Below are 23,198 nucleotides of genomic sequence, written 5' to 3'. Positions count from 1 at the left end.
CCTCTCCTCACATGCTACTCATGAAAACCGGTATCTTTCATAATTTTTATAAATGCGTGCTCTTGAATCGATTTTTCAAGCGTCTCAATCAATCGATTTAATTCTGTAGAAAACTGGCCGTAATCAGCTTGTGAGAGTACTAGTTTTAATAGGCGACTCACAGAAAAAACGGTCGCTCCACTCAAACTGCCTTTTGACATGGCCAGTCTTTCTTCGAGAGCACCTAGTTCTACAGGATGCGGAAGGCGGAAGCGGTAGAGTACTTCTTCATGTGCAGATTTATTGCGATACGGAAAAACAATACGCAAAATAGCATCTAATTCGTTTGCCTCTAAATGGATTGCTCGGTATTCTTCACTGTATTCATTGGCAAAATCAGCTGCAATTTGGTCACGTAGTTTTTCGTCAATTACTGTGTAAAAATGTGTGGTTTGTCCAAGTGACAAGAAATTGACGAGCACCCATAGCGGTACATTTTTGTGCTTGTCATAAAATTCACGGATGGCTGGATACCTTACTTTGTCTCGCTTTTTATGACTTTTGATTAGATTGGCGAGTGTTGAAATAATGCGGTCACGCTCGTGATGATGCTGGCTGTCGTGACTATAATTGACAGGGTTAAGAAAACTTTCTTTCTCTCTAAACTTCTCTGAAAAACGATATGCCACTTTTGATTTTATATTTTTTTCAAACTTCAACAGTTCGTTTAGCAACAGCAACCGTAAATTCCGATCAAAACTGTGCAGTGCTTGAAGATGACTAAATTTTGTACCTTCTTTGTAACGTTCAAGACCGTATGGATTGAGTCGCTCATCATGCTCCAAAAACGGTTCTTTATAGCCATCAACCAATGCGTAATAATTTTCACGAGACAAAATTCGTTTCGCAGCTGCTTGATCAGATACGTCCAAGCCTCGTTCCTCAAGAATTTTCAACTGCTCGCCGTGTGTAGCAAAATCTTTCATATGTCTCATCCTTTGCGTATTGTTCTTATGCCTAACTATAAGTGAAGCGGCCACATCTATAAATACCTTCCAAATAAAAAAACAGCTATTCCCCAAATTTCTACGTTAGGAATAGCCGTTTGTTGTTCGTTCTGCTTACTCATGTTTAATTTAATCCGTGGCTAACCATAGCATCTGCTACTTTTTTAAAGCCCGCGATGTTAGCTCCGACAATCAAGTTGCCTGGCGAACCGTATTGCGCTGCTGTCTCTGTGCACGTTTGATAAATACTTTTCATTACCTGTAACAGTTTTTCATCAACTTCTTCAGCCGACCAGGAATAACGCATGCTGTTTTGAGACATTTCCATAGCAGACACCGCAACTCCACCTGCATTAGCGGCCTTAGCCGGTGCAAATAACACTTTGTTATGCGTCAGCACACGAACTGCTTCTTCTGTACACGGCATGTTAGCACCTTCTCCTACAGCCTTCACTGAGTTTTCGACCATCACCTGGGCACTTTCTCGATCAATTTCATTTTGCGTGGCACATGGTAAAGCAATATCACATGGGATTTTCCAAATTTCTGACTTGTCTTTGCCATATTGAGCATTTGAATGATGCTCCAAGTAATGGTAAATTCTTTTTCTTTCCACTTCTTTTAACTGCTTAACCGTTTCAACATTAATGCCATCAGGATCGTAAATATAACCTTCTGAGTCACTGCAGGCAATAACGGTCGCACCAAATTCGATTGCTTTTTCCATCGCGTAAATTGAAACATTTCCAGAACCGGACACGATGACTTTACTGCCTTTAAATGAATGTCCCTGATCTTTTAACATTTCTTCAACAAAATACACCGTTCCATAACCCGTTGCTTCTTTACGAATTAAGCTACCGCCATTCCCTGGATTTTTTCCAGTAAAGACACCCGCTTCTGAGGCATTCCGAAGGCGCTTGTATTGTCCAAACATATACCCGATTTCTCTTTTTCCGACGCCAATATCTCCAGCTGGAACATCAATATCAGGTCCGATGTGGCGTGTAAGTTCTGTCATAAAGCTTTGACAAAAACGCATAATTTCACGATCTGTTTTTCCTTTCGGATCAAAGTCAGAGCCCCCTTTACCGCCGCCGATTGGTAACCCAGTCAATGCATTTTTGAAAATTTGTTCAAATCCAAGAAACTTCACGACGCTTGCGGTTAAAGAAGGATGAAAACGCAAACCGCCTTTGTACGGTCCGAGAGTACTATTAAACTGGACACGGTACCCACGATTAACATGGACATTTCCAGCATCATCTTCCCAGGTCACACGAAACGCGATAAACCGTTCTGGCTCTGAAATGCGTTCAAGAATTCCTTGTTCAACATATTCAGGATGTTGTTCGAAGACCGGCTGCAGCGTATCGAATACTTCCCAAGTTGCTTGTAAAAATTCGGATTCTCCTGGATTTCGATCTCGAACTTTTTTATGTATACTTTGTATATATTCATAAGATGATTGCTGCTTAATCGGATTTTCCTGCCGTATAAATGTCAATTGCATTCAATCTCCTTTTTAAAAACAGCAACTAACTGTATAATTATTCGCTATTTTTAATATTTTCCTTTCATTATACAAACAGTTTTAAGCTAGCGCAAATCAATATTTCACTATAGTAGCCCATTAATTAGCTTCTTATCGATCAAGTCCAAAAAAGAAAACGCTATCATTCGCATTAATTCGACGTTTCTATTTTAAAATTATTTTTGAAAATAAAAATTATTTCCTGTGAAGTTCTTGTTTTTTAAAAGGGATTTTTAATAGTATTCAGCAAAACGGGTATACCTTAAACAAAGCTGTGTTGCTCCGGATGATGACCACTTTTGATGCATGAGTCGGTGAATACGCACAAAAGGAGTGAGCGTGTTGAAGAAATTATCAATAGGTACTTGTTTAGTTTTAATGCTTTCCTTAGCAATTCCTGCTCAAGCTGCTTCCGATTTAGCGACGTCTCATTTGTTTTATGAAGAAATCAGTTACTTAGTAGATCGTGATGTTTTAAGTGGGTACCCTGATGGTACGATGCGTCCCGATACAGGCGTAACACGTGCAGAAGCTGTTATTATGATGGGTCGCTTGAAAGGATTTGATCGTACACAACGGCATACAGGATTTTCAGACGTCCCTTCTTCCCACAAAGCCAGTGGTTACATTGCAGCAGCTACAGAAGCGAAGTTGGTCAAAGGTTATCCAGACGGCAGCTACGGTCCGAACAACACCCTCACACGTGCCGAAATGGCGTTTATTCTATCTCGATTGTTTATTGTACCGTTCCGGACAGATATTAGTTTTACCGACGTTTCACGTAATATGAGGGTATACGAACCTGTACAAAAAATACTAGCAGCCAACATTACCATCGGTTACCCAGATAATACATTCCGTCCAAACGATACGGTCACGCGTGGCCAATTTGCTGCATTTTTGGCACGGGGGCTCGAACCGAAGTTTAAAAATGACGCAACGATCAAACAGTCTTATTTAAGAGACAAAACAAAAACCTATGTGTACGATACAGAATTTGGTGTCGAACGTCACGTTTACAATTATGTGCCTGCCCGAAATGGGTTAGCGTTGGGTTATGTTTGGAGCATTAACACAAAAGACAACTTGCTCTTAACAGATTCAGTGGAATTCGAGACCTCCACTCACTATACATTTGGCATGCCTTATTCAGAGTCCTATACCGAGCTTGAGTATCCTGTTAAAATCGGACAAAATTGGTATATGAACACGATGTACGCGGCTCCACGCGAAGTTACCAATATCGGAGTTACAGTCAAAACACCTTACCGAATGTTTACCAACGCTGTAGAAGTGACCGTTGCGGCTAATTCTGAGCTTTTGGAAAAAGGTCATATCTACTATATGGTGGAAGGTTTTGGAGAAGTAAAATCGGTGGACTTGGACGGCACCGTAACAAAAGAATTGATTGCGATTGAATGAAAATCGGACATTGAAAAAGCCAACTGCTCGCTTTGTGTCGATTAATTGCACGGAGCTCAGGACGGAAAAACGACAATCTCGCTAAAGAAGAGCCTACGCTAAAAACAGAAGTTCTTTAAAGTCATAAAAGCTCGCAGACAACTAGTTGTCTGCGAGCTTTTTTATAGCTGTATGTTTTCTTATTTAAAATCCACTGTATCGTTTATTTCTTTACGGTCTTTTTCTGTGTCCTTATTGGTCAATTTCTTCACAAACGTTTTAACGGACTTTACCGTATTGCCAGAGTCCCAATACTCAGCTGAATCAGCATCAACGCGAATCAACACGACATTCGGATCGTCATAAGTAGTATCGAGCATCTTATCAAAAATCGGATTCCAGTATTCCTTTTTCTTCGCTGCATCTTCAATAAACTCAGCAGTTCCGCTAATAGATACATAAGATTTCCCGGCATAGGCTAAATTGATGGTTGGATTGCTAATGATTTCATCGTATTTTTCCGTATCTTTCATTGTGAGGAACCACAAATTACCATCAAATTCTACTTCCTGTGTTTGCATAGGACGTGAAATGATTTTGTTATCAGTAGAAATGGTTGTGAACATCGCTACCTTAATGTCCTTAATCAAGTCATTAACTGTTTTGATGGCCTGTAGATCGTTTGTTGTGTCGTTTACCATATTATTTATTCCTCCTACATTTAAGTTGAATTAAAGTTAGATGGTTATACTTCTAGATTTCCCTGTATTCGGTTCTCTAAACGTCATTGCCTTTTTCGTAAGTATTCTAGTATGTAGAAAAACTAAAAATGAATTTATAAAAATACTCATTAACTTATAAGAATTCCTCACACTTGTTTCGTCAAACTATCAACACCAATATGGTTATCTCTTATAAAATCAATAACTAACTAAAACTATTTAAAAATATTTTATTTTTCTCTTGTAATTTAATTATTCAATAATGTATAGTCTATACAAGAATGAATAAAGGAGGACAGTCATGAATACTTTATTTCTGCTTCCCAATACGAACGAAGAAATTATCAACACTTATGATGAAGACATTATTGTTACTACACGAGAAGGTCGTATTATCAAAGCTTCTACCTGCAGTGGTGAGCACTATGGAGTATCTGCTGATGAACTACTTGGAAAATCGGTCTATGATTTAGAAGCAGCTGGAATCTTCTCTCCTGCCATTACGCCACTCGTTTTAAAGCAAAAGAAAAAAGTTGTTTTGCGCCAAAATACACCTTCTGGGAAAAAGGTCTTGATCACTGGTATTCCACTTTTTAATGATAATGGCGATGTAGAGTTTGTCGTCAGTTATTCTTACGATATGTCACAGTTGATGGTTATGAAGGAATATTTAGAGAATCTGGAATCGGAAATGTCCAAGGTAAAAAGGGAACTGGCTCACCTACGAAACCAACAGCTTCATGTTGAAGGTTGTATCATGGAAAGTCCTTCTTCTAAACGTGCACTCCAAACAGCTATCAAAATGGCGCAACTTGAAGTTCCGGTTGTTATTTACGGTGAACCTGGCACCGGTAAAACATCGTTAGCTAAGTTTATCCATGCACAAAGCGATCGACGTGAAGAAGCATTTATCGAAGTCCATTGCAGCGCTATCCCCGAATCGGTGTTTGAAATCAGTTTTACCGGACTTGACGGAGAAGGCTACATAAACTTGGCTGCTCGAGGCACGCTTGTGCTCAATGAAGTGGAACAGCTCTCAGCTGCTTCTCAGGCCATACTGTTTAACGTTTTGCAGCAGCCACACGAGGCACGCATAATTGCCATCAGCACGGTTTCAATTGAAGAGGCCGTCATTGCAGGGAACTTCCGTGAAGACTTATTTTACTTTTTGCATTTAGCTTCGATTGAATTAAAAGCGCTAAGAGAACGTCCAGATGATTTAGATCAGTCTATCCATCGCGTTCTTGAAGAACTCAATATCAACTACAAAAATCAAAAAACGATTTCTGATGACTTCTACTTTCATGCGCTACAACTTTCTTGGAAAGGCAATTTCCGAGAGTTGCGCAATGTACTAGAACGCAGCTTTATCGAAAGTGAATCTGCACTGATTACGCTCGATGACCTCCCGATTACTTATCAGCCAGATTCCAGTGAACGCATCGGCTTTGAACTTGATGGCCAGACGCTTCCACATATTTTAGAATCTGTCGAAAAGAAAGTGTTACTCAATGCACAAAAACGCTACAGAACAACGACTGAAATGGCTCATATTCTCGGCATTAGCCAGCCGTCGGTTGTTCGTAAACTAAAAAAATACACAAACATCACTTAAGGGGGAAATTATATGACATTGCTTCAAAGCGAAAAAAAGAAAATTGAATCTGTCGACACATGGAAATTCTTAATTCCTTCTAGTATAGGTGCGCTATTATTCTTATGCCCCATCTCTTACAACGATGAAATCACGATTGGTGTCGGTATTTTGGCATCTTTCCTCTTAACAACATTCGGTGATGTAATTCCTGCATTTATTGTTTTTTTACTTGGTTTTTCCGCACTTGCTAGCGTACTTGCAACGATTACAAAACCTGCTTTCGTTCAAAATTCACCTTTTTTGCGCACTACTTTTATTAATGGACCATTTGGTTTAATCGTTCGTGTTCTTGCTTTTGCATTTGGCTTTATGACTTTTTATGAAATTGGCCCTGAAATCATTTCTTCAAGAGCTACGGGAGGCGTTGTGCTTTATGACTTAGCCCCTGTCCTACTCACTTGGTTTTTGTTTGCTGGAATTTTATTGCCGTTACTAGTTGAATTTGGCTTAATGGAATTTGTCGGTACCTTGCTCAACAAATTCATGCGTCCTGTCTTCACCTTGCCTGGCCGTTCCTCAATCGATGCGATGGCATCATGGATGGGCGCTGCACCTGTTGGAGTTTTGGTAACAATGAAGCAATACGATGAAGGCAATTATACCGGACGTGAAGCTTCGGTCATTGCCACTACGTTTTCAATCGCTTCTGTGGCGTTTAGTTTAGTAGTTGCCAATGTCGTCGGCATCGGACATTTGTTCTTTCCTTTTTACCTAGCTGTATCGGTTGCTTGTTTAGTAGCTGCCATCATTATGCCGCGCATCCCACCTTTGTCTCGTAAAAAAGACGACTATTATGCGCCAGTTGGCAAACAAATTGACGATACCATTCCTGAAGGTGCACCGCTTTTACAATGGGGTTTTGACGAAGCTCGTCGTAAAGCAAGCAGCGCGGCAAGCCCGAAAAAACTTGCACAAATCGGCATTGAGACGGTACTGGATATATGGCTAGCGCTAATCCCACTCGTTATTGCTCTTGGTACTGTGGCATTGATTGTCGCAGAATACACACCATTATTCAAAATCATTTCTTATCCACTGATTCCCGTACTGACTTTATTCGGCTTACCCGAAGCCGCCGAAGCCGCTCCTACGTTCTTAGTTGGATTCGCAGATATGTTCTTGCCTGCTGTACTAGGTGCAGGTATCGAGAGTGAATTGACTCGCTTTGTGCTAGCTGGTGTTTCGTTAACGCAAATCATCTATATGTCTGAAATCGGCATTTTGATTTTACGTTCGAACATTCCAGTGAAATTCTGGGAACTGGCTGTAATTTTCGTATTACGTACCATCATCACTTTACCAATTCTTGTGTTGTTCGGTCATTTGTTTGTTTAATAAAAAAGCGCTACTCCTAGAAATGTACATTCCTAGGAGTAGCGCTTTTTTACTCACTTTGCCCAATGATGAAAGAAGAAATAAGACAAGATGAGCACAATGACAATGATGGAAAGGATGAGCATGGGCACAAAACCAAAGGTAGCTTCCATTAGAACTCCTCCTCCTTTTCCCTTTAGCATACTCTCTTTTTATCGAAAGTCAAAGTAATTAGCAGACTATTCAGTTATTAAGATGAAATTACATTTCTACCTAACATAAAACCGACACTAGGATCTTTCACCCCAATGTCGGTTTTTTGTTTATGAAACTAGCTTTTGCCCGCAATTCGGACAGAACTTGGCCCCTTCGTTTTTCTGACCGCAGTTCGGACAGAATTTTGGTGCTGGCTTATCGTTAGCACCTGGTTGTGTTGCTGAATCCATAGAACCTGTACCCGCTGTGTTTTGCTGCTTTCCGGACTCTTGTTCTTTCTGACCGTCCATCATTTCTTTGGCAATGTTCATTCCCATCATCATGCCTGCCATGTCAGAGGCTGCATTGGATCCAGATGACTTGCCCATGGCATCGGCCACTGAAATCTGTTGGTATTTGGCGACATCCCCGACCATTCCGTGTGATGCGCTTTTGTTAATCATATCCTGAATTTCCTTCGGATAATTAAAGCTCATCACTTGGAAGCCTGTCACTTTTAAGCCATCTTCCATCAATTGCATATTCAAATCGTCTTGAATGCCTTGTCCAATTTCATGCGCATTGGCTTGCAAATTGAACATGTCCTTGCCTTCTTTACTTATCCATCTCATCAAAAGTTGATCCAAAATCGCCGTAATCCGGATTTTCACATCGTCAACGATGTAGCTATCTCGAACGCCTGCAATTTTATCGATCAAGCCGATATAATCGCTTACTGTAAACTGGAACGTTCCATTTGCACGAATTGGCATACCGCCTGGCAACTGTGGGGATGGGATATTAATTGGATTTTGCGTCCCCCATCGAACCGTAAATTCTTTTGTATTGACGAACAATACCTCTACACGCATACCGCTATTAAAGCCAAAACGAAAGCCTTTTAAGGTCGACAAAAATGGCACGATTTGTGATTCGATATCGTACTCGCCTTCCTCTTCAAAAATCCCTTCGATTTTGCCATTATTCATAAAGACGGCATCCTGACCTGGACGAATAATTAACTTACTCCCTTTTTTCACTTCATTATTCGTCCACTTCCAGAAAATCTGATCTTCCCTGAATTCTTCCCATTCCACTACATCCGAAAATTGGTTGCCAAAAAAACCCATTCTTCTTTTCTCCTCCTTTTCTATCATCTGTTTTTAAAATTTACGACCGCCTCCACTGAAAGAAGCGCCGCCTCCCGTACTTCCGCCCCCACCAAAGCCTCCGCCGCTTCCACTGTTAGCCTTCGGAACTTTACGGCGGGAAACGGTTTTGTTGCGAAATTGGTCACGCGTGCCGGTCACTTTTGTATGATCCCCATCAAAATAAGTACTAGCAGTCGTTGTTACACGTCCACCAGAATTGTATAACATGAATCCGACAACACCTGTCGCCAGTAACAGCGCAATTAGCAGCTGAAACCAGCTTTTAAGAAGAATGTTTTCCGGATTGACACCTGGTCGATATTCCATATAGCGGCTTGATGTAGTGACGGTCTCCTGAAAAGCATCTGCATAGTCGCCGTTTTGCATTTCGGGAACAATTCGATCTAGTACCAAATCGACCCGCTTGTTATCTAGTGATGTTTCTGCCGTACCAAAGCCCGCTAAGTAAACATCGCGCGTGGCAATGTTCATCGTCAGCAGCACCGCATTTTTTTGATTGTTTTCTACAGACCATGCATCATAAAAATCACCCATGTCCTCCATAATCGACAACGATTTTTCATCTGCCAAAGTTAAGAACAGGAAGTCTGTATCTTGCTCATCGCTGTATTTTGTTGCAACAGTTTCTAATTCTGCGATTTCTGATTCACTAAGCAAATTAGCGTTATCGTAAACATGTTGATCCACTGCAGCAAATGCAGTGACTCCAGTTATAGTCATCAGTATTAGCAATAAGCAAAGAGTTTTAAGCCATGTACTTTGAAAAGCCTTCACCATAGAACACCTCCTACAGCGAACGCAACCACTTTCATTACTGCAAAAACGGAAGCCGCAATACCGGTAAACCAAGCTGCAACTTTAAATCCACTAATTGGCGGTTTACCGACTACCTTACCGGTTTGACCGTTCATCGCAAAAGTATGTTCCTTATTGTCGAAATCATAATAAACCATCCACACAGGAAACAACGTATAGTAGACGTTTTTCTTATTCGTCAGAATTTGCTTATGGGTATAGCTGACAGTCGAATAGCCTGAAATGGTGCTGCCTATATACGAATCGATATAAGGAACGATCTTCGACTCGATCCGTGAGTACAGCGCTTCTTCGTCATAATCGTATTTTTCAGCAAGAAAGCCTGCCAAATAAGGCATCTTGAAATCTTTCAATTCTTCGTAATTATAAGGTTCCAGCTTATCCATCAATTCGTCGTCCATTTTTTCCGAGGCATCTGCTGGAACTTTTAAATAGCTAAGATCTATTTCTCTACGAACGTCATAAAAATCAGTCTCTGTGTAGATCGTATCGCCCGACGTATAGCTATGCACTCTAGTCGCAAGCGCCGCTACATCCGCTGTGCCATCAATGTCGTACAGCCAGAACGGCACATACATACCGGTCATTTTTTTAATGCGGTCACCACTGGTAAAACCTCTTGGTGTCAATCGCCCATTATTCGTCCATTTTCGAAATGCAGCGACAGCTTCATCTTTGCTAATCGTAAAAGGAATTACTTTGGCCGGAGCCAATTCACCTGTTAACCTGTCTGCAAGTAACACGGGTGCTCCGCAAAAACTGCAATGTGTCGCAGTAGTTTGTGCTTCGGTCAAAATAACGGCGCCGCAGTTTTCACAGTGATATTCTTTCGCTTCTTGTGGATCAAATTTTCGTAAGATATTGGTTTCAGGAAACGTCTCAATGTTGTCCTGTCTGCCACAGTTCGGACAAGACAGGTGCCCTGACTCACTATCAAACGCCATGTCTGAACCACAGTTCGGACATTTATACTGAATGACCATCTTTTACGCCCCTTTCAACTTAAAGGAACTTCTTACACTGCACATATCATTCATTTTTGCCCAACTGACTTTTCAATGCTTCTAGTTCATCGTCTACATTAATGCCTGCTTTTAGCGATTCCAATTCATCGTCGACAGATGTGTCGCCATCGTATTTCGAAGCTAAATCTTTAATATCTGTTTCCGATCCTTTGTTGAGTTCGGTCATAGCAATAGCTTCGTCAAGTTCTTGGTTGATCTTCTGCTCCATTTTATCAAAAGCAGAAATCCGCTCGCCTGCACCGTCTACCGAAGAAGCAAAATCGTTCATGCGTTTTTGTGTCTTTGCAACTGCAGCTTTGCCTTTTAGCTCTGAACGGCGAGATTCAAGTTCTCCAATGTCCGACTCTAACTTGTCATGCATTTGGCGCATTTGTTGTGTATTGGCCGCTGCGAGTTCAACGGCTGTTCCTTTGTCTGTTACTCTTTCAGAAAGCTCTGCTTTTCGTTGCAAAAACTTCCGCGCATCGTCTTCATTGCCTGCTTCTAAAGCTTTTACGGCATAGCGCTGCATGTCGTCAATCTCTTGTTCAACCTCTGACAGTTCGCGACGTTCGCGTTTTTCAGCTGCCATAATTGCGGCTGTTTCCGATTTCACTTTTCCTAAATCACTGTTCAAATCACGTAAATACTGATCAATCATTTTCTCAGGATCTTCTGCTTTGTCTAGTAAAGCGTTAATATTACTCGTCATAATATCTTTAAAGCGTTTTAAAATTTCCATCATCATTCTCCTCTTTGTATAGTTTTTCTTTACTTCCAATATTCACTGTAGCTATAGCGATGAAAAAACTTCTCCATTCTAGTATAACGCATTAATCGACTCATTTAATCTGTAACGAAAGAGAATTCAGTCTTTTCTATTTTTTAAAACTAAACTAACCTGATCAAAAGAAAAAAGCCGGTAACCCCCTCGCAAAACTTGACTGCCATTCGCTTAGGGGCTTCCAACTTTAAAACAAATTCTTAGCGGCTAGTTGTCGGATCGGCTTGATGCTCCCAAGCAGGTAAAGTTTTCGACAACGCCTTATCTTCTTTATAACCTAAAGCATATTCTGCTTGCATGATTGTATGAATTTCTCGTGTTCCTTCGTAAATAACAGGTGCTTTGGAATTGCGCAAATAACGGCTGACTGGATATTCATCGGAATAACCATAAGCTCCGTGTATTTGGAAAGCATCGTCCGCTGCTTGATTGGCAAAATCACAAGCCTGCCATTTTGCTAAAGACGTTTCACGTGTATTGCGTTTTCCTGTATTTTTTAATTCACCTGCACGGTAAACGAGCAAACGGCTCATCTGGAATCCTGCTTCCATTTTAGCAATCATTTGTTGAACCAACTGATGTCTACCGATTTCTTTACCGAATGTCTGACGCTCGTGACAATAACTCACACTTGCCTCAAGACAGGCCATGATTTGCCCAACTGCTCCAGCGGCAACCGTAAATCGACCGTTATCTAGTGCCGACATCGCAATTTTAAATCCTTCGCCTTCTTGCCCTAACAAATTTTCTTTCGGTACTTTAACATCCTCAAAAAACAGTTCTCCTGTATTTCCTGCTCGTATGCCGTGTTTTCCTTTAATTGCCTTCGAGGAAAAACCTGGCCACGTACGTTCAACAATAAAGGCAGAAATCGCTCCATGCTTTTGTGATTGGTCGCCCGTGTAAGCAAAGACGAGAAAATAATCTGCCACATCACATAAAGAAATCCACGTTTTCTGGCCGTTTAACACGTAATGATCGCCTTGTTTCACAGCAGTCGATTTCATAGCTGCAACATCCGATCCGGCTTCTGGTTCCGTCAATCCAAAAGCACCCATCTTTTCCCCTTTTGCTTGTGGGATTAAGTACTGCTGCTTTTGTTGTTCTGTTCCCCATTGAAGAATGGTTAAGCTATTTAATCCCGTATGGACAGAAACGGCAGTACGGAAAGCCGTGTCTCCACGTTCAAGTTCTTCGCAAACGATTGCTAGCGAATTGTAATCCATGCCACTGCCCCCGTATGCTTCGGGAATACAGACACCCATCAATCCGAGCTTTGCCAATTTTTCATAAATCGCCGGATCTGATTTACCTGCTCGGTCCCAGTCCTCAATAAATGGCATGATTTCTTTGTCGACAAAGTTTCGTGTCGTGCTGCGCAACATGTCTTGTTCTTCTGTGAACGAAAAATTCATCGTCAATCTCCCCTTACTAATAAAGTGAATTACGTAATAGAATATTGCCCTAAAATCTCTTCATTATGTTCTCCTACATTTGGCGGGTGACGTTCCATTTTGACCGGTGTCCGCGACAACTTTAGCGGACTGCCTATCAATTTAATTTTTCCAGCTGTCGGATGATTTTGTTCAATGAACATATCACGTGCTTGAAGCTGTGGATCATGGATCATTTCCGCTATCGTCTGAATGGGTCCGGCTGGGATGTTATTTTTTATGCATATAGCCTGCCAATACACTGTTTTTTGTGTCAACAAAGCTTCCTGCAATAATGGCACAAGGCTGTCACGGTTCTTTACTCGTTTCGGGTTGCTGTCGTAACGTTCGTCCACTGCGTACTGGGGTTTCCCTAAAACCGTACACAGTGCCTGAAATTGCTGATCTGTGCCAACAGCAATAACCATTTCTCCATCAGCTGTTCGGAATGTCTGATAAGGAACGATGTTGGCATGCGCATTGCCTAGAGCTGTCGGTATGTGTTCGTCCATTAAATAATTGCTACCGATGTTCACCAACGCACTAACCGCTGTATCATACAAAGAGATATCTAGCTTTTGTCCTTTTCCTGAGTGAACGCGCTCGAGCACTGCCGCCTGTATACCAATGCAGGCGTACAATCCAGTCAGTACGTCGACAATCGCAACTCCTGATTTTTGAGGCCCTGACTCGTTCGTACCCGTTATGCTCATAAGTCCGCTCATCGCTTGGATAATGAAATCATAACCTGGTAAATGTCGGTTAGGTCCTGTTTCGCCAAAACCCGTGATCGAACAGAATACGATAGCTGGATTAATAAGTGATAATGTCTCATAACCGAGTCCCAAGCGTTCCATCGTACCGGTCTTGAAATTACTAACGATCACGTCACTTTCTGCTACAAGATTTTTAATAGTAGCGACACCTTCTGCCGTTTTCAAATCAACAGTAATGGCTTTTTTGTTGCGATTGACGCTCAGGTAATAAGCACTGACCCCTTTTTGAAAAGGAGGACCCCATTTACGGGTTTCATCGCTGCCACCGGGCGCTTCCACTTTGATTACTTCTGCCCCAAGATCTCCTAAAATCATCGTGCAATAAGGACCAGCCAGAACACGTGATAAATCGAGTATCTTCATGCCTGCCAATGCTCCTGCCACGTTCACCTCTCCTTTCCCTGCAACTGCCATGCAAAAAAGCCAGCCAAAAAAGACAACAGCAAAACTGCTTGTCTGAATGGACTGGCTTTTATCTACGTATGAAACTCCTGAAAAGAAATTTCAGCAGACTAGGCAGCATAATTTTTTTCGTATCGTACAGATCGTGCGAGATAAACGCTGTAACGTTTTAACACGACTCTTAGTATCACTGTAATACAGAACACAGGGTTTGTAAATCGAAAAGAGTGATTAATCTGACTATTCACCACTTTCTCCAGACTAACTAAATAGTCCGGTTTTCTCCATTTCGTTTATGGGGCGCCTCTTTAGAATAATCTTTCGCTTTCTCCATTTCATCTGTAGCGTCTTCGTAATTAGTCGCCTCACTGTCGCTGTCGAACGCTTCTTTTGTTTTCTTGACAGCTTTATCAATTACCGATTGTGAAGGAGCCGATTGTTGTTCAGGAGTTTTTCCTGCTGTCCCTTTTCTCGCCATTGTGATCACTCCGATTCCAAAGATTTACTTGTTGTTTACCCTGTGTGCTCGATACTAATCACGCGCCGTCAATTGATTTGGTGCCAGGCACCCAAACAATTCAAAATAAACGCGAGTTTTCTTGATAGCCTTCGTAATGCTTATATAAATCTTTCAAAGCAGAAGCTAACGCATTTCCAGCTTTTCCTAAGTAATGGACTTTGATATCAGCCAGCGGTTTTTCAATGCCGTCTTGTAGGCTATGTCCTCTTAGTAACTGATGAACAAATTCTTGTCCATGAGTAGTGGCCAGCGTACAACTCGCTGCGACAATCACGCTATATTTCTTATCAATTTCTGCAGTAATGGTTAACGTTTCGTACATATTTTGAGCTGCCATTCCAGCCGGAAGTCTTGCATGCCCAGCGATAAAAAGTGTGTTCATCAATAACTCTCCCCCTTGCTATTTCGAACGTTTCACTTATTGAAACTCAATATTGTTACTGACACAAGACTTTTTTCAGAAACTAGATTGTCTCTATTATTCTCTATTCTGTAGAACATGCGAATAGTCCTTTTACTAAAAAGTCATATACCTAACGCAAATGAACTATGAATTTATACAAACGTTCAATTCTTCAATGAAAAACTTAAAAATCTCTCCTTCTACTTCTATTCAAGTACTTGTATATAGATTTTTTACTTTTAGAGGACTATGCTATGAATATCTTTTAAGATAACTTACAAAGAATGGCAGGTGGGAATTATGAATACTGCAAAACAAAGCAATATGAAAGTCGTAATCGGGGGGTTGCTACTAGCGATTTTGGTAGCTGCGATGGACAATACGATCGTCACAACGGCCCTACCGTCCATTGTCGGTGAACTCGGTGGAGTCGACAAATTCGTCTGGGTAACTTCTGCATATTTGGTCGCACAGATGGCCGGCATGCCGATTTTCGGTAAATTATCCGATATGTATGGACGCAAACGATTTTTCATTTTTGGATTGATCGTCTTTATGATTGGTTCCGTTCTTTGCGGTACAGCCGATACGATTAATGAATTAATTATTTTCCGAGCCATTCAAGGAGTCGGTGGCGGTGCCTTAATGCCGATTGCATTTACCATTATGTTTGATGTCGTGCCGTTAAAAGACCGTGGCAAAATGAGTGGCATGTTCGGCGCGGTTTTCGGTATTTCGAGTGTCTTTGGACCGTTACTCGGTGCTTATATAACAGAATACATTGACTGGACGTGGGTTTTCTACATCAATATTCCACTTGGCTTAATCGCTTTTGCCATGGTCGCATTCTTCTATAAAGAATCACTCGAGCATTCCAATCAAAAAATTGACTGGCTCGGTGCTTTTACGTTGGTCGGTGCTGTCGTGTCATTGATGTTCGCAGTCGAACTTGGCGGCAAAGAATTTGCTTGGGTATCCCCACAAAGCTTCGGCTTATTTGCGAGTTTCATCGGATTAACTGTTCTCTTCATCATTGCAGAGCGTCGTGCTGATGAACCGGTTATAGACTTCAGCATGTTCAAAGAACGTTTATTTGCAACAAGTGGTCTCATTTCCATTTTTAGTGGAGCCGCTTTTATTACTGCTTCTGTTTACATTCCGTTCTACATCCAAGGCGTACAAGGCGGCGACGCAACAAATGCAGGATTCGTCTTATTACCAATGATGGTCGGTTCCGTCGTTAGCGCTTCTATTGGAGGAGCTTTAATGACCAAGTTCCGGTATCGCTCGTTCCTCATTCCAACACTTGCTTTACTAACTGCTGGCATGGCGTTACTGGCCACTTTGTCCGTCGACACTTCAAGAATTTGGGTTGTCGTATTTATGATCCTAGTTGGTCTTGGAATCGGCGCTTCGTTTTCGGTCATTCCGTCAGCGGCCATTCATCCATTTTCAGTTCGCAAGCGAGGTGCCGCAACCTCTACTGTTAGTTTCTTGCGTACATTCGGGATGACGATCGGGATCACAGTTTTTGGTATTGTTCAAAGCCAGCTATTCACACGCAACATAACCGATAGTTTTGGTGCAGGAGCGGCTAGTTTTTCCGGGGATCCTCGTGCATTGCTATCTCCTGAAGGACGTGCCAATATTCCAGCTGAAGTGTCAGACCAATTGATTGCTGCATTGTCTTCTTCTATTGCTAGCACTTTCTTTTGGGCTACCGTTCCAGCTGCTTTGGCCTTACTAACAGCATTTTGGATGAGCAAAGAAAAACTTAGTGATAAGTTGGATTAAAAAGGCTACAACCTGAGAAACTTAAACTAGTACACCGCTATTAATAGAACTCAAAACAACCATTTTTTAGTAAACAATGCTCTTTTTACACTAGTGAACATTCTAAAATTCGTCTACTCACACTATGACAAAACAGTGAATTTCCACAAAGCTTCCAACCCTTGAGATAAATCATTGGTATACTAGACAAAGAAAATCACTTGCTTCACCCTTTGTACAGCTTGATTTACTCAACTATCTTTTGGAGGTTTTAATTTGGAAAAAACATGGAGTCTTCGTTTAATACGCTTTTCAGCTATTTTCGGATTGTTTGGCACTTTTCTTGGTTCGCAAATGGCCGGTGAAATGGATTATTCCCTGCGCCCAATTCACGCCCATATCTTGCTTGTCGGGTGGTTGTCCGTTTTTGCTTGGGGTATCTTTTACCGCGTCTATACCATCCGTTTCAAAAAATTAGTAGCGATTCACAGTGTGCTCGCAATGGTTGGAGCTTTCACGCTTACTGGGGGTATGTGGCTATACACTATCAACCCATTTAATTGGAATGAAACCTTGGTCATGATTTTATTCATTGTAGGTGGCAGTTTGTTGTTGCTCGCATTCTTGCTGTTCTTAATCATTACCTTTTTAACAGAAAAAGAATAGAAAGCAAAAACCCCTGGCAGAAAAGCACGTTTTTCTGCCAGGGGTTTTATTTTTAGATTATCCAAAAATCGCTTTCCCACTTTCCATGTCAATCGGCAGCGACGAATGTTCATGAACAATACGCCAAGAATCGTCTATTTTTTCCATAACAAAAGTAAACCGATTGCTCATCTTTCTCAATTCCTTACCTGTCTGGTCTAAAGCTGCAAAGCTAACAGAGCCATGAACATAAGCCATTTCTGCATTTTCTTTTCCTACTTCTTTGTGAATTTCTACCCCAAGCTTCATCTCTTCTTCAGCCAATCTACGAAACCATTCTGTCACCATCGTACTCCACTGCTCTATTCCATGGTATTCCCACTCTTCCCAGCAATCAAAAACATGAACATTTGGTGCATAGCTTAAAAGGAATTTCTCTACATCTTGCTCGTAAACAGCATCCCGGTAGTTTTGAAGTACATCTTGAACATCAGTGAACATAAAGCCCCTCCTCTAGTTCGTTTTCTAGTTAGTATCTTTCGCTAAATTCAGTAAAATGTCCTGCATGGATCAGTTTACTTTGCGTAAAATCATCTTTTCAAGCACAAAAAAACCCACGAACTTCCTTAGAGGAATTTCGTGGGTGTAATCACCCTTCTACTGCTACATTGCTAGTTTTAGCTGCGTTCTTTTTATAAAGTATGGTCGCTACAATCAGTATGACCAATACCAACTGACCGCTCAGCGTTTCTACAGATGGATAAAATCCGATGACGTTAATGACAGGCAAATCAGCAAGAATATGAGTTGGCAACACATTGGTTAATTGCAAGGTATGAATACTCGCGCCAATAATTTTAAATGCTAACAGGTAAATGAAGACAGTTGCTACACCAAAAAATAAGTGCATCGGGATCTTTTTACTGGCTTTTGCAAAAAAGAAAGCTGCTGCTACTAGTATCAGTAGCGCAAGGACGATTCCCAAACTAAAATCGAAGGTCGACATTTTCGGTGCAATGCCCATATAAAACACGACCGTTTCTGCCCCTTCTCTAAATACCGTCAAAAAACTCAAGACCGTCATGGCCAAAACGCTTTGTGTGGATAACGCTTGGTTCATTTGTTTTGCAATGTATTGATTCCATGCAGTGACAGTCGATTTCCTGTGAAGCCATACACCAACACCTAGCATCATCGCTGCCGCGAGTAGGCCGATATAGCCTTCCATCACTTCGCGACTGGCATCAATGGTTCCGGACTGAAGCAGCGTAGACATCAATACTGCAGCAAGGATACTCACCGCAATGCCCGCTGCCGCTCCGATATAGACATAATGCTGCATATGTTGCTGACCCGCTTTTTTCAAGAACGCAATCAACGCAGAAATAATGAGCAACGCTTCTAATCCTTCACGTAACAAGATCAAGGCAGAGTCCCAAAAACTGTATTCCGTATCTTGTTGGATAAAATTGATTTGTTGTTTTAAAGAAGCAATCTTCTCAACAACTGCAGAAACTTGTACTTCGTCACGGGTCAAATCACTCACAAGAAGAGGGAGTTCCGCTTCAATTTCGCTGTACAAGCCGGCGTTTTTTGTGCGAATTTCGCCTTCGACACTTGGCCAAATTGTGATGAATTTCTTCAACGCCTCTGCAGCTTGGTCAAACTCTTTTTCTTCAATAGAAGCTTCACTTTTTTCTAACAAGCCAATCAAAGTTGCTAAAGAATAAGTAGTCGTTGCAGTTGATTCTTTTATTTTTCCAGCAGCAAAATTTTGAATCGTTTGATCAAGTGCTTCAACCTGCTCACTAAATGCCGCAACATCAAGATTATCTTCAGCTAAAGAAATCCGCATAAAGGACATTTGTGTTTCTACTTGCCCATAGGCTGCAATGCTCTGCTCTTGAACAACTCGCTCATTTTTCGACCAACCCCCCAGAAAAACTGAATACGCATCTTGAATTTCTTGTGTGTTTCCAGAATCGACTGCTGTTTTTAAGTCAACGACAAATGGCTCTATTGCTTGCAAAAAATCCTCTCGTCCCGCTTTTTCGTCAACGGGGTTTTCAGCTTTTTCGTAGGCAGTCAGTGCTTTTGATAGTCCGGTTAATGCAGTTAATCGCTCTTCACTGGTTGTTGCAACCAAAGCTTTTTCAAGCGAGTTCGTTACTGCTTGGGATTCCTCCCCTTCCGTAACACTTAGCTGTTGCCATTCTTTTTGAAAATCTTCAATGGCTTCAACAGCTTTTACATCATCATCATTTTGAGTGCTCATAATCGCGTCGGTAATCGAAACATAGAAAAGACCAAAAGATTGTTCGGCAGAAGCATGATTATGAGCCGGAACCAATAGTAATACAATCGCTAGTAGAAGAATTTTAAAGTACGTTAAAAAGTTTCTCACCAATATAGCTCCCTTTTTGTATACCAGGGAAGCAAGCGAAAATACCGCTACCTCGATGGGTAATATATTCATTCAGTTTATCCGCACGTCCTAATGCATTTTGAATATTGATAAACTGCTTTGGATTTTTCTGAAACGAAATGAATAATAAGCCTGCATCATATGCGCCTGTTTCATCGATCAATCCACTGGAATAAGAAAAGCCTCTTCTCAAAATCCGATCTTTCACTTTTCGCGCAAGTGCCATATGTGAGTCGGCCGGAATATGCGGATTGCCACTAGCATCTTTCGCATTTAAATCGACTTCGTCAAATTCTTTCTTTTTACCAATTGGAGCGCCGCTGTCACGATGTCTTCCAAAAGTTGCTTCTTGTCCTTGCAATGAAGTTCGATCCCATGTCTCTAAATGCATCTGAATTTTGCGGACGACTAAATAAGTTCCGTTAGTCATCCAGCCTGTTGATTCATTAGGTTGCACCCATACAACTTCCTTCATATCAGCAGCGCTTTTCGGACTTGGGTTGACGGTTCCATCTTTAAAGGCAAATAAATTTCGGGGCGTTTCTTTTTTATCTTTTACTTTAGGTGTCGATGTAAATCCTGTCTGTGTCCATTTTAATGTCACTTTTCCTGTAGCAGCACGCACTAAATTACGGACGGCATGAAACGCGACTTGTGGATCATCAGCGCATGCTTGTATACAAATATCTCCGCCTGCAAATTTATCGTCAATTTGGTCTTTAGAAAAATGAGGCAGCTCAGTCAATTCAGTTGGTCTCTTAGATCCAAGACCAAGCTTGTTGTTGTCGAATAACGATGGGCCAACGCCAAACGTAACGGTTAAGTTAGCAGCATCTAACCCCGCTGATTCACCGGTGTCTTTCGGTGGCGTAAATACCCCTTGAGAACTTTCTTCCAATCGTTCTCCGTTCATTAAACGTACGGCCAGAGGAGTCCACATCTTAAACAAGTCCTGTAACTCACTTTGTGACTCCACCAATACATTCAACGAAGCAAAGTAAATGTGCGTGGTGGTATCAGTTGTTATGCCTGACTGATGTTTTCCGTAAAACAAAACTTTGTTTTCAGCCGTTTGATCGTCATCAAGAATGTCAAAGCCAAAAGCTTTTGCCACGCCACCCATTCCAGAAGCAAGCACAGCAGCTCCTGCTGCACTTGCTCCTGTGATTTTCAGCATATGGCGTCTTGAAATTTTCTTCTCCAACCATTTTTCGTCTTTTTCAGTCATTACATTCACTCCATTATGATACCCATCCGACTAAGTGGTTCGCCTAACTGGTTTACTGCTTCTGCTAATTGTTTCGTGTCTTCAGAAGTCAATTCCTCGTAAGAAACAAAACCATCTTCACCCGTTGCGTGTTTGTCTAATAGCTCATATAAAGCATCGAATTTCGCTTGCAAGTCTTCCGTAAGTGCCGCATCTTTCTTTTCGATTTCAGGTTCTAAAATGTGGAAAATCTTTTCTGCACCTTCGACATTTGCTTGAAAGTCATATAAGTCTGTATGAGAGAATATTTCTTCTTCTCCAGTAATTTTCGAAGTAGATACTTCATTCAACAAATCGACTGCGCCTGTCATCATCAAGTCTGGCGTCACTTCTACCGTTTCAACTCGAGCACGAAGTTCTTTCGTATCGACCAATAATTGATCCGCTACTTCTTCATAACCTTCTGTTGTATTTTCTACCCATAGGCCGTACTCAATTTTGTGGTAACCTGACCAGTCTTCTTCACCTTGACCGGCCTCTTCGATATCTGCAAGTCGAGCATCAATACGAGGATCTAAATCGCCAAAACTTTCTGCAATTGGTTCCGATCGCTCGAAATACATACGTGCTTGTGGATAAATCGCTTTCGCAGTTTCAATATCCCCGCTTTTCACAGCTTCTGTAAATTTTTCTGTTTCTACTACAAATTGGTTCATTTGCTCAATCGCAAATTGTTTATAAGCATCTACTTCATTTTGTAAGTCGATCGTTTCTGCAGCTACTTCAGGCTGTGAACTCGCTTCTTTTTCTGCACATCCTGCTAATGCAGCACTTATTAATATGGAAGATAGTAAAAACGGAGCTTTTTTCATGTATATCCCTCTTTCATCTTTTGTTTCTAATTAATAATGATAATCGTTATCAATGAAAAGTCAATGGGATTTGAATGGATATTAGTGACAGAGCTACAACTCTTACAAAGAAATATTGTAACCCCTCTTTTCTCTCCTTACATAAGAGTGCCAGTTGCTTAGCTATTCAAAACCGTGCATAATTTAATAAAAGTCAGTTTGTAGAACGTCGAGAACGACAGGAGGAAAGCGCATGGCTAAGAAAAATGCATTAACAGCTGAACAGCGAGAAGAACTACTCGGTACGCTGAAAATCCGTTTCGAAGAAAATATCCAGCGTCACGAGTGGATGCAGTGGGACGAAATCCAGAAAAAGCTGGAAACCCAGCCTGACAAGCTTTGGTCACTACACGAAATGGAGCGAACTGGCGGAGAACCAGACGTCCTAGAGTTTGATGAGACAACAAGCAATTATGTCTTTTACGACTGTTCACCAGAAAGCCCGAGTGGTCGCCGAAGTATTTGCTATGATCAAAAGGCATTGGATGCTAGAAAGAAAAACAAACCTGACAACAATGCTCTGTCAATGGCTACTGCTATGGGTATTGAACTGCTGTCTGAAGATCAATACCGGGTATTGCAAAAACACGGTAGCTTTGATTTGAAAACATCAAGCTGGGTTCTGACACCTAAAGAAATCCGCGATCTCGGCGGCGCTCTGTTCTGTGATTTCCGCTATGGACAAGTCTTTTTGTACCATAACGGTGCGGACTCGTATTACGGAGCAAGAGGATTTAGAGGGTTTTTGAGAGTTTAACTAAATGCAAAAACCTTCCAGTAGGCACAATGTGTCCTACTGGAAGGTTTTTGCATTTTTATGAAATTCGCTTATAAATATAGGCTTCATTTTCAATTCGGTCCAAACTTACTTTGTCCCCGATCTCTACGTCTTTTTCGATACGCGTTGTCACTTTAGCATTGGCTTCATCTAAAGCAACTAATACTACATTATAAGGTGCAATATCTGCGAATTCAGCAGGTGCGATGTGAATTTTGGTGTAGCTATAGACGGTTCCTGCGTCAGATACTTCTTTTTCTTCGAATGTAGATCCACCACATTCTGAACAGAAATATTTTTTTGTAATAGATTCAGTGCCGCAACAAGAGTAAATTTTCAT

General features: G+C 41.3%; 22 protein-coding genes. 6 read left to right on the top strand and 16 right to left on the bottom strand.

Features of this window, described 5'->3' with window-relative positions; all coding sequences use genetic code 11:
* Positions 1-14 precede the first annotated feature (14 nt).
* Together FQ085_RS10950 and gdhA are read right to left on the bottom strand one after the other, a co-directional pair.
* Entirely contained in the window at positions 15-965 is a 951-nt protein-coding gene (locus FQ085_RS10950) for an Abi family protein (protein WP_058386145.1), read from the bottom strand.
* A gap of 145 nt (positions 966-1,110) precedes the next feature.
* A complete protein-coding gene (gdhA, locus tag FQ085_RS10945) occupies positions 1,111-2,493 on the bottom strand; it encodes an NADP-specific glutamate dehydrogenase (RefSeq protein WP_410477400.1) in 1,383 nt (460 codons plus the stop codon).
* Positions 2,494-2,862: 369 nt separating this feature from the next.
* Between gdhA and FQ085_RS10940 the strand changes: the two genes are divergently transcribed.
* Positions 2,863-3,942 (top strand): S-layer homology domain-containing protein, encoded by a 1,080-nt coding sequence (locus tag FQ085_RS10940; RefSeq protein ID WP_058386147.1) that lies wholly within the window; start codon positions 2,863-2,865, stop codon positions 3,940-3,942.
* Positions 3,943-4,121: 179 nt separating this feature from the next.
* On the opposite strand, the gene FQ085_RS10935 is transcribed toward FQ085_RS10940, so the two are convergent.
* On the bottom strand, positions 4,122-4,622 hold the full coding sequence (locus tag FQ085_RS10935) for a pyridoxamine 5'-phosphate oxidase family protein (RefSeq protein ID WP_058386148.1): 501 nt from the start codon (positions 4,620-4,622) through the stop codon (positions 4,122-4,124).
* Between the two features lie 322 nt (positions 4,623-4,944).
* On the opposite strand from FQ085_RS10935, the gene FQ085_RS10930 reads away from it, so the two are divergent.
* Positions 4,945-6,258 carry a sigma 54-interacting transcriptional regulator gene (locus tag FQ085_RS10930; protein WP_058386149.1) on the top strand — a complete coding sequence of 438 codons (1,314 nt, stop codon included), beginning with the start codon at positions 4,945-4,947 and terminating at the stop codon, positions 6,256-6,258.
* 12 nt (positions 6,259-6,270) lie between these two features.
* Positions 6,271-7,635 carry a YjiH family protein gene (locus FQ085_RS10925; RefSeq protein ID WP_058386150.1) on the top strand — a complete coding sequence of 455 codons (1,365 nt, stop codon included), beginning with the start codon at positions 6,271-6,273 and terminating at the stop codon, positions 7,633-7,635.
* 302 nt (positions 7,636-7,937) lie between these two features.
* Here FQ085_RS10925 and FQ085_RS10920 read toward each other — a convergent pair whose 3' ends face one another.
* The 8 genes from FQ085_RS10920 to FQ085_RS10885 form a co-directional block, all read right to left on the bottom strand.
* Positions 7,938-8,939, bottom strand: coding sequence for an SPFH domain-containing protein (locus FQ085_RS10920; RefSeq protein WP_058386151.1), 1,002 nt, complete (start codon positions 8,937-8,939; stop codon positions 7,938-7,940).
* A gap of 33 nt (positions 8,940-8,972) precedes the next feature.
* A complete protein-coding gene (locus FQ085_RS10915; protein ID WP_058386152.1) occupies positions 8,973-9,758 on the bottom strand; it encodes a TPM domain-containing protein in 786 nt (261 codons plus the stop codon).
* Positions 9,752-10,780, bottom strand: a complete 1,029-nt coding sequence (locus tag FQ085_RS10910; RefSeq protein WP_058386153.1) for a TFIIB-type zinc ribbon-containing protein — start codon at positions 10,778-10,780, stop codon at positions 9,752-9,754. The genes FQ085_RS10915 and FQ085_RS10910 overlap by 7 nt, the downstream gene beginning before the upstream one ends.
* Before the next feature lie 46 nt (positions 10,781-10,826).
* Positions 10,827-11,543: a PspA/IM30 family protein gene (locus FQ085_RS10905; protein ID WP_058386154.1), complete on the bottom strand. Its 717-nt coding sequence runs from the start codon at positions 11,541-11,543 to the stop codon at positions 10,827-10,829.
* Between the two features lie 242 nt (positions 11,544-11,785).
* Positions 11,786-13,000 carry an acyl-CoA dehydrogenase family protein gene (locus FQ085_RS10900; RefSeq protein WP_058386155.1) on the bottom strand — a complete coding sequence of 405 codons (1,215 nt, stop codon included), beginning with the start codon at positions 12,998-13,000 and terminating at the stop codon, positions 11,786-11,788.
* A gap of 29 nt (positions 13,001-13,029) precedes the next feature.
* On the bottom strand, positions 13,030-14,178 hold the full coding sequence (locus FQ085_RS10895; protein WP_149456598.1) for a CaiB/BaiF CoA transferase family protein: 1,149 nt from the start codon (positions 14,176-14,178) through the stop codon (positions 13,030-13,032).
* A gap of 283 nt (positions 14,179-14,461) precedes the next feature.
* Entirely contained in the window at positions 14,462-14,674 is a 213-nt protein-coding gene (locus FQ085_RS10890; RefSeq protein ID WP_058386157.1) for a hypothetical protein, read from the bottom strand.
* A 100-nt stretch (positions 14,675-14,774) separates the two neighbouring features.
* Positions 14,775-15,098, bottom strand: coding sequence for a DUF3870 domain-containing protein (locus FQ085_RS10885; RefSeq protein ID WP_058386158.1), 324 nt, complete (start codon positions 15,096-15,098; stop codon positions 14,775-14,777).
* A 321-nt stretch (positions 15,099-15,419) separates the two neighbouring features.
* Here FQ085_RS10885 and FQ085_RS10880 point away from each other — a divergent pair, with 321 nt between their 5' ends.
* A complete protein-coding gene (locus FQ085_RS10880) occupies positions 15,420-16,913 on the top strand; it encodes an MDR family MFS transporter (RefSeq protein WP_058386159.1) in 1,494 nt (497 codons plus the stop codon).
* A 255-nt stretch (positions 16,914-17,168) separates the two neighbouring features.
* Positions 17,169-17,558, top strand: coding sequence for a hypothetical protein (locus tag FQ085_RS10875; protein WP_058386160.1), 390 nt, complete (start codon positions 17,169-17,171; stop codon positions 17,556-17,558).
* Positions 17,559-17,615: 57 nt separating this feature from the next.
* On the opposite strand, the gene FQ085_RS10870 is transcribed toward FQ085_RS10875, so the two are convergent.
* The 4 genes from FQ085_RS10870 to efeO form a co-directional block, all read right to left on the bottom strand.
* The gene (locus FQ085_RS10870; RefSeq protein WP_058386161.1) at positions 17,616-18,038 is read right to left on the bottom strand and encodes a YybH family protein; all 423 of its coding nucleotides are present in this window, start codon (positions 18,036-18,038) and stop codon (positions 17,616-17,618) included.
* A 148-nt stretch (positions 18,039-18,186) separates the two neighbouring features.
* Positions 18,187-19,941, bottom strand: a complete 1,755-nt coding sequence (locus tag FQ085_RS10865) for an FTR1 family iron permease (protein ID WP_058386162.1) — start codon at positions 19,939-19,941, stop codon at positions 18,187-18,189.
* The gene (gene efeB, locus FQ085_RS10860) at positions 19,916-21,190 is read right to left on the bottom strand and encodes an iron uptake transporter deferrochelatase/peroxidase subunit (protein ID WP_058386163.1); all 1,275 of its coding nucleotides are present in this window, start codon (positions 21,188-21,190) and stop codon (positions 19,916-19,918) included. The genes FQ085_RS10865 and efeB overlap by 26 nt, the downstream gene beginning before the upstream one ends.
* A 5-nt stretch (positions 21,191-21,195) precedes the next feature.
* Complete coding sequence (efeO, locus tag FQ085_RS10855) at positions 21,196-22,041, bottom strand: iron uptake system protein EfeO (RefSeq protein WP_058386164.1); 846 nt, start codon at positions 22,039-22,041, stop codon at positions 21,196-21,198.
* Positions 22,042-22,273: 232 nt separating this feature from the next.
* On the opposite strand from efeO, the gene FQ085_RS10850 reads away from it, so the two are divergent.
* Positions 22,274-22,837 carry a DUF4256 domain-containing protein gene (locus tag FQ085_RS10850; RefSeq protein ID WP_058386165.1) on the top strand — a complete coding sequence of 188 codons (564 nt, stop codon included), beginning with the start codon at positions 22,274-22,276 and terminating at the stop codon, positions 22,835-22,837.
* A 58-nt stretch (positions 22,838-22,895) separates the two neighbouring features.
* On the opposite strand, the gene FQ085_RS10845 is transcribed toward FQ085_RS10850, so the two are convergent.
* On the bottom strand, positions 22,896-23,198 hold the full coding sequence (locus tag FQ085_RS10845) for a Zn-ribbon domain-containing OB-fold protein (RefSeq protein WP_058386166.1): 303 nt from the start codon (positions 23,196-23,198) through the stop codon (positions 22,896-22,898).

The organism is Planococcus sp. ANT_H30 (genome assembly GCF_008369335.1).
In the GTDB taxonomy this organism is placed as follows: Bacteria; Bacillota; Bacilli; order Bacillales_A; family Planococcaceae; genus Planococcus; species Planococcus kocurii.
Note: the sequence above shows the minus strand (reverse complement) of the source record. Positions and strands in the feature narration are given on the sequence as shown.

Coding starts and splice junctions, on each gene's coding strand:
- FQ085_RS10870 (WP_058386161.1), bottom strand. CDS start 18,038: ATGTTCACTGATGTTCAAGATGTACTTCAAAACTACCGGGATGCTGTT.
- FQ085_RS10920 (WP_058386151.1), bottom strand. CDS start 8,939: ATGGGTTTTTTTGGCAACCAATTTTCGGATGTAGTGGAATGGGAAGAA.
- FQ085_RS10880 (WP_058386159.1), top strand. CDS start 15,420: ATGAATACTGCAAAACAAAGCAATATGAAAGTCGTAATCGGGGGGTTG.
- FQ085_RS10850 (WP_058386165.1), top strand. CDS start 22,274: ATGGCTAAGAAAAATGCATTAACAGCTGAACAGCGAGAAGAACTACTC.
- FQ085_RS10845 (WP_058386166.1), bottom strand. CDS start 23,198: ATGAAAATTTACTCTTGTTGCGGCACTGAATCTATTACAAAAAAATAT.
- FQ085_RS10900 (WP_058386155.1), bottom strand. CDS start 13,000: ATGAATTTTTCGTTCACAGAAGAACAAGACATGTTGCGCAGCACGACA.
- FQ085_RS10930 (WP_058386149.1), top strand. CDS start 4,945: ATGAATACTTTATTTCTGCTTCCCAATACGAACGAAGAAATTATCAAC.
- FQ085_RS10905 (WP_058386154.1), bottom strand. CDS start 11,543: ATGGAAATTTTAAAACGCTTTAAAGATATTATGACGAGTAATATTAAC.
- FQ085_RS10950 (WP_058386145.1), bottom strand. CDS start 965: ATGAAAGATTTTGCTACACACGGCGAGCAGTTGAAAATTCTTGAGGAA.
- efeO (WP_058386164.1), bottom strand. CDS start 22,041: ATGAAAAAAGCTCCGTTTTTACTATCTTCCATATTAATAAGTGCTGCA.
- FQ085_RS10935 (WP_058386148.1), bottom strand. CDS start 4,622: ATGGTAAACGACACAACAAACGATCTACAGGCCATCAAAACAGTTAAT.
- FQ085_RS10915 (WP_058386152.1), bottom strand. CDS start 9,758: ATGGTGAAGGCTTTTCAAAGTACATGGCTTAAAACTCTTTGCTTATTG.
- FQ085_RS10885 (WP_058386158.1), bottom strand. CDS start 15,098: ATGAACACACTTTTTATCGCTGGGCATGCAAGACTTCCGGCTGGAATG.
- efeB (WP_058386163.1), bottom strand. CDS start 21,190: ATGACTGAAAAAGACGAAAAATGGTTGGAGAAGAAAATTTCAAGACGC.
- FQ085_RS10910 (WP_058386153.1), bottom strand. CDS start 10,780: ATGGTCATTCAGTATAAATGTCCGAACTGTGGTTCAGACATGGCGTTT.
- FQ085_RS10890 (WP_058386157.1), bottom strand. CDS start 14,674: ATGGCGAGAAAAGGGACAGCAGGAAAAACTCCTGAACAACAATCGGCT.
- FQ085_RS10925 (WP_058386150.1), top strand. CDS start 6,271: ATGACATTGCTTCAAAGCGAAAAAAAGAAAATTGAATCTGTCGACACA.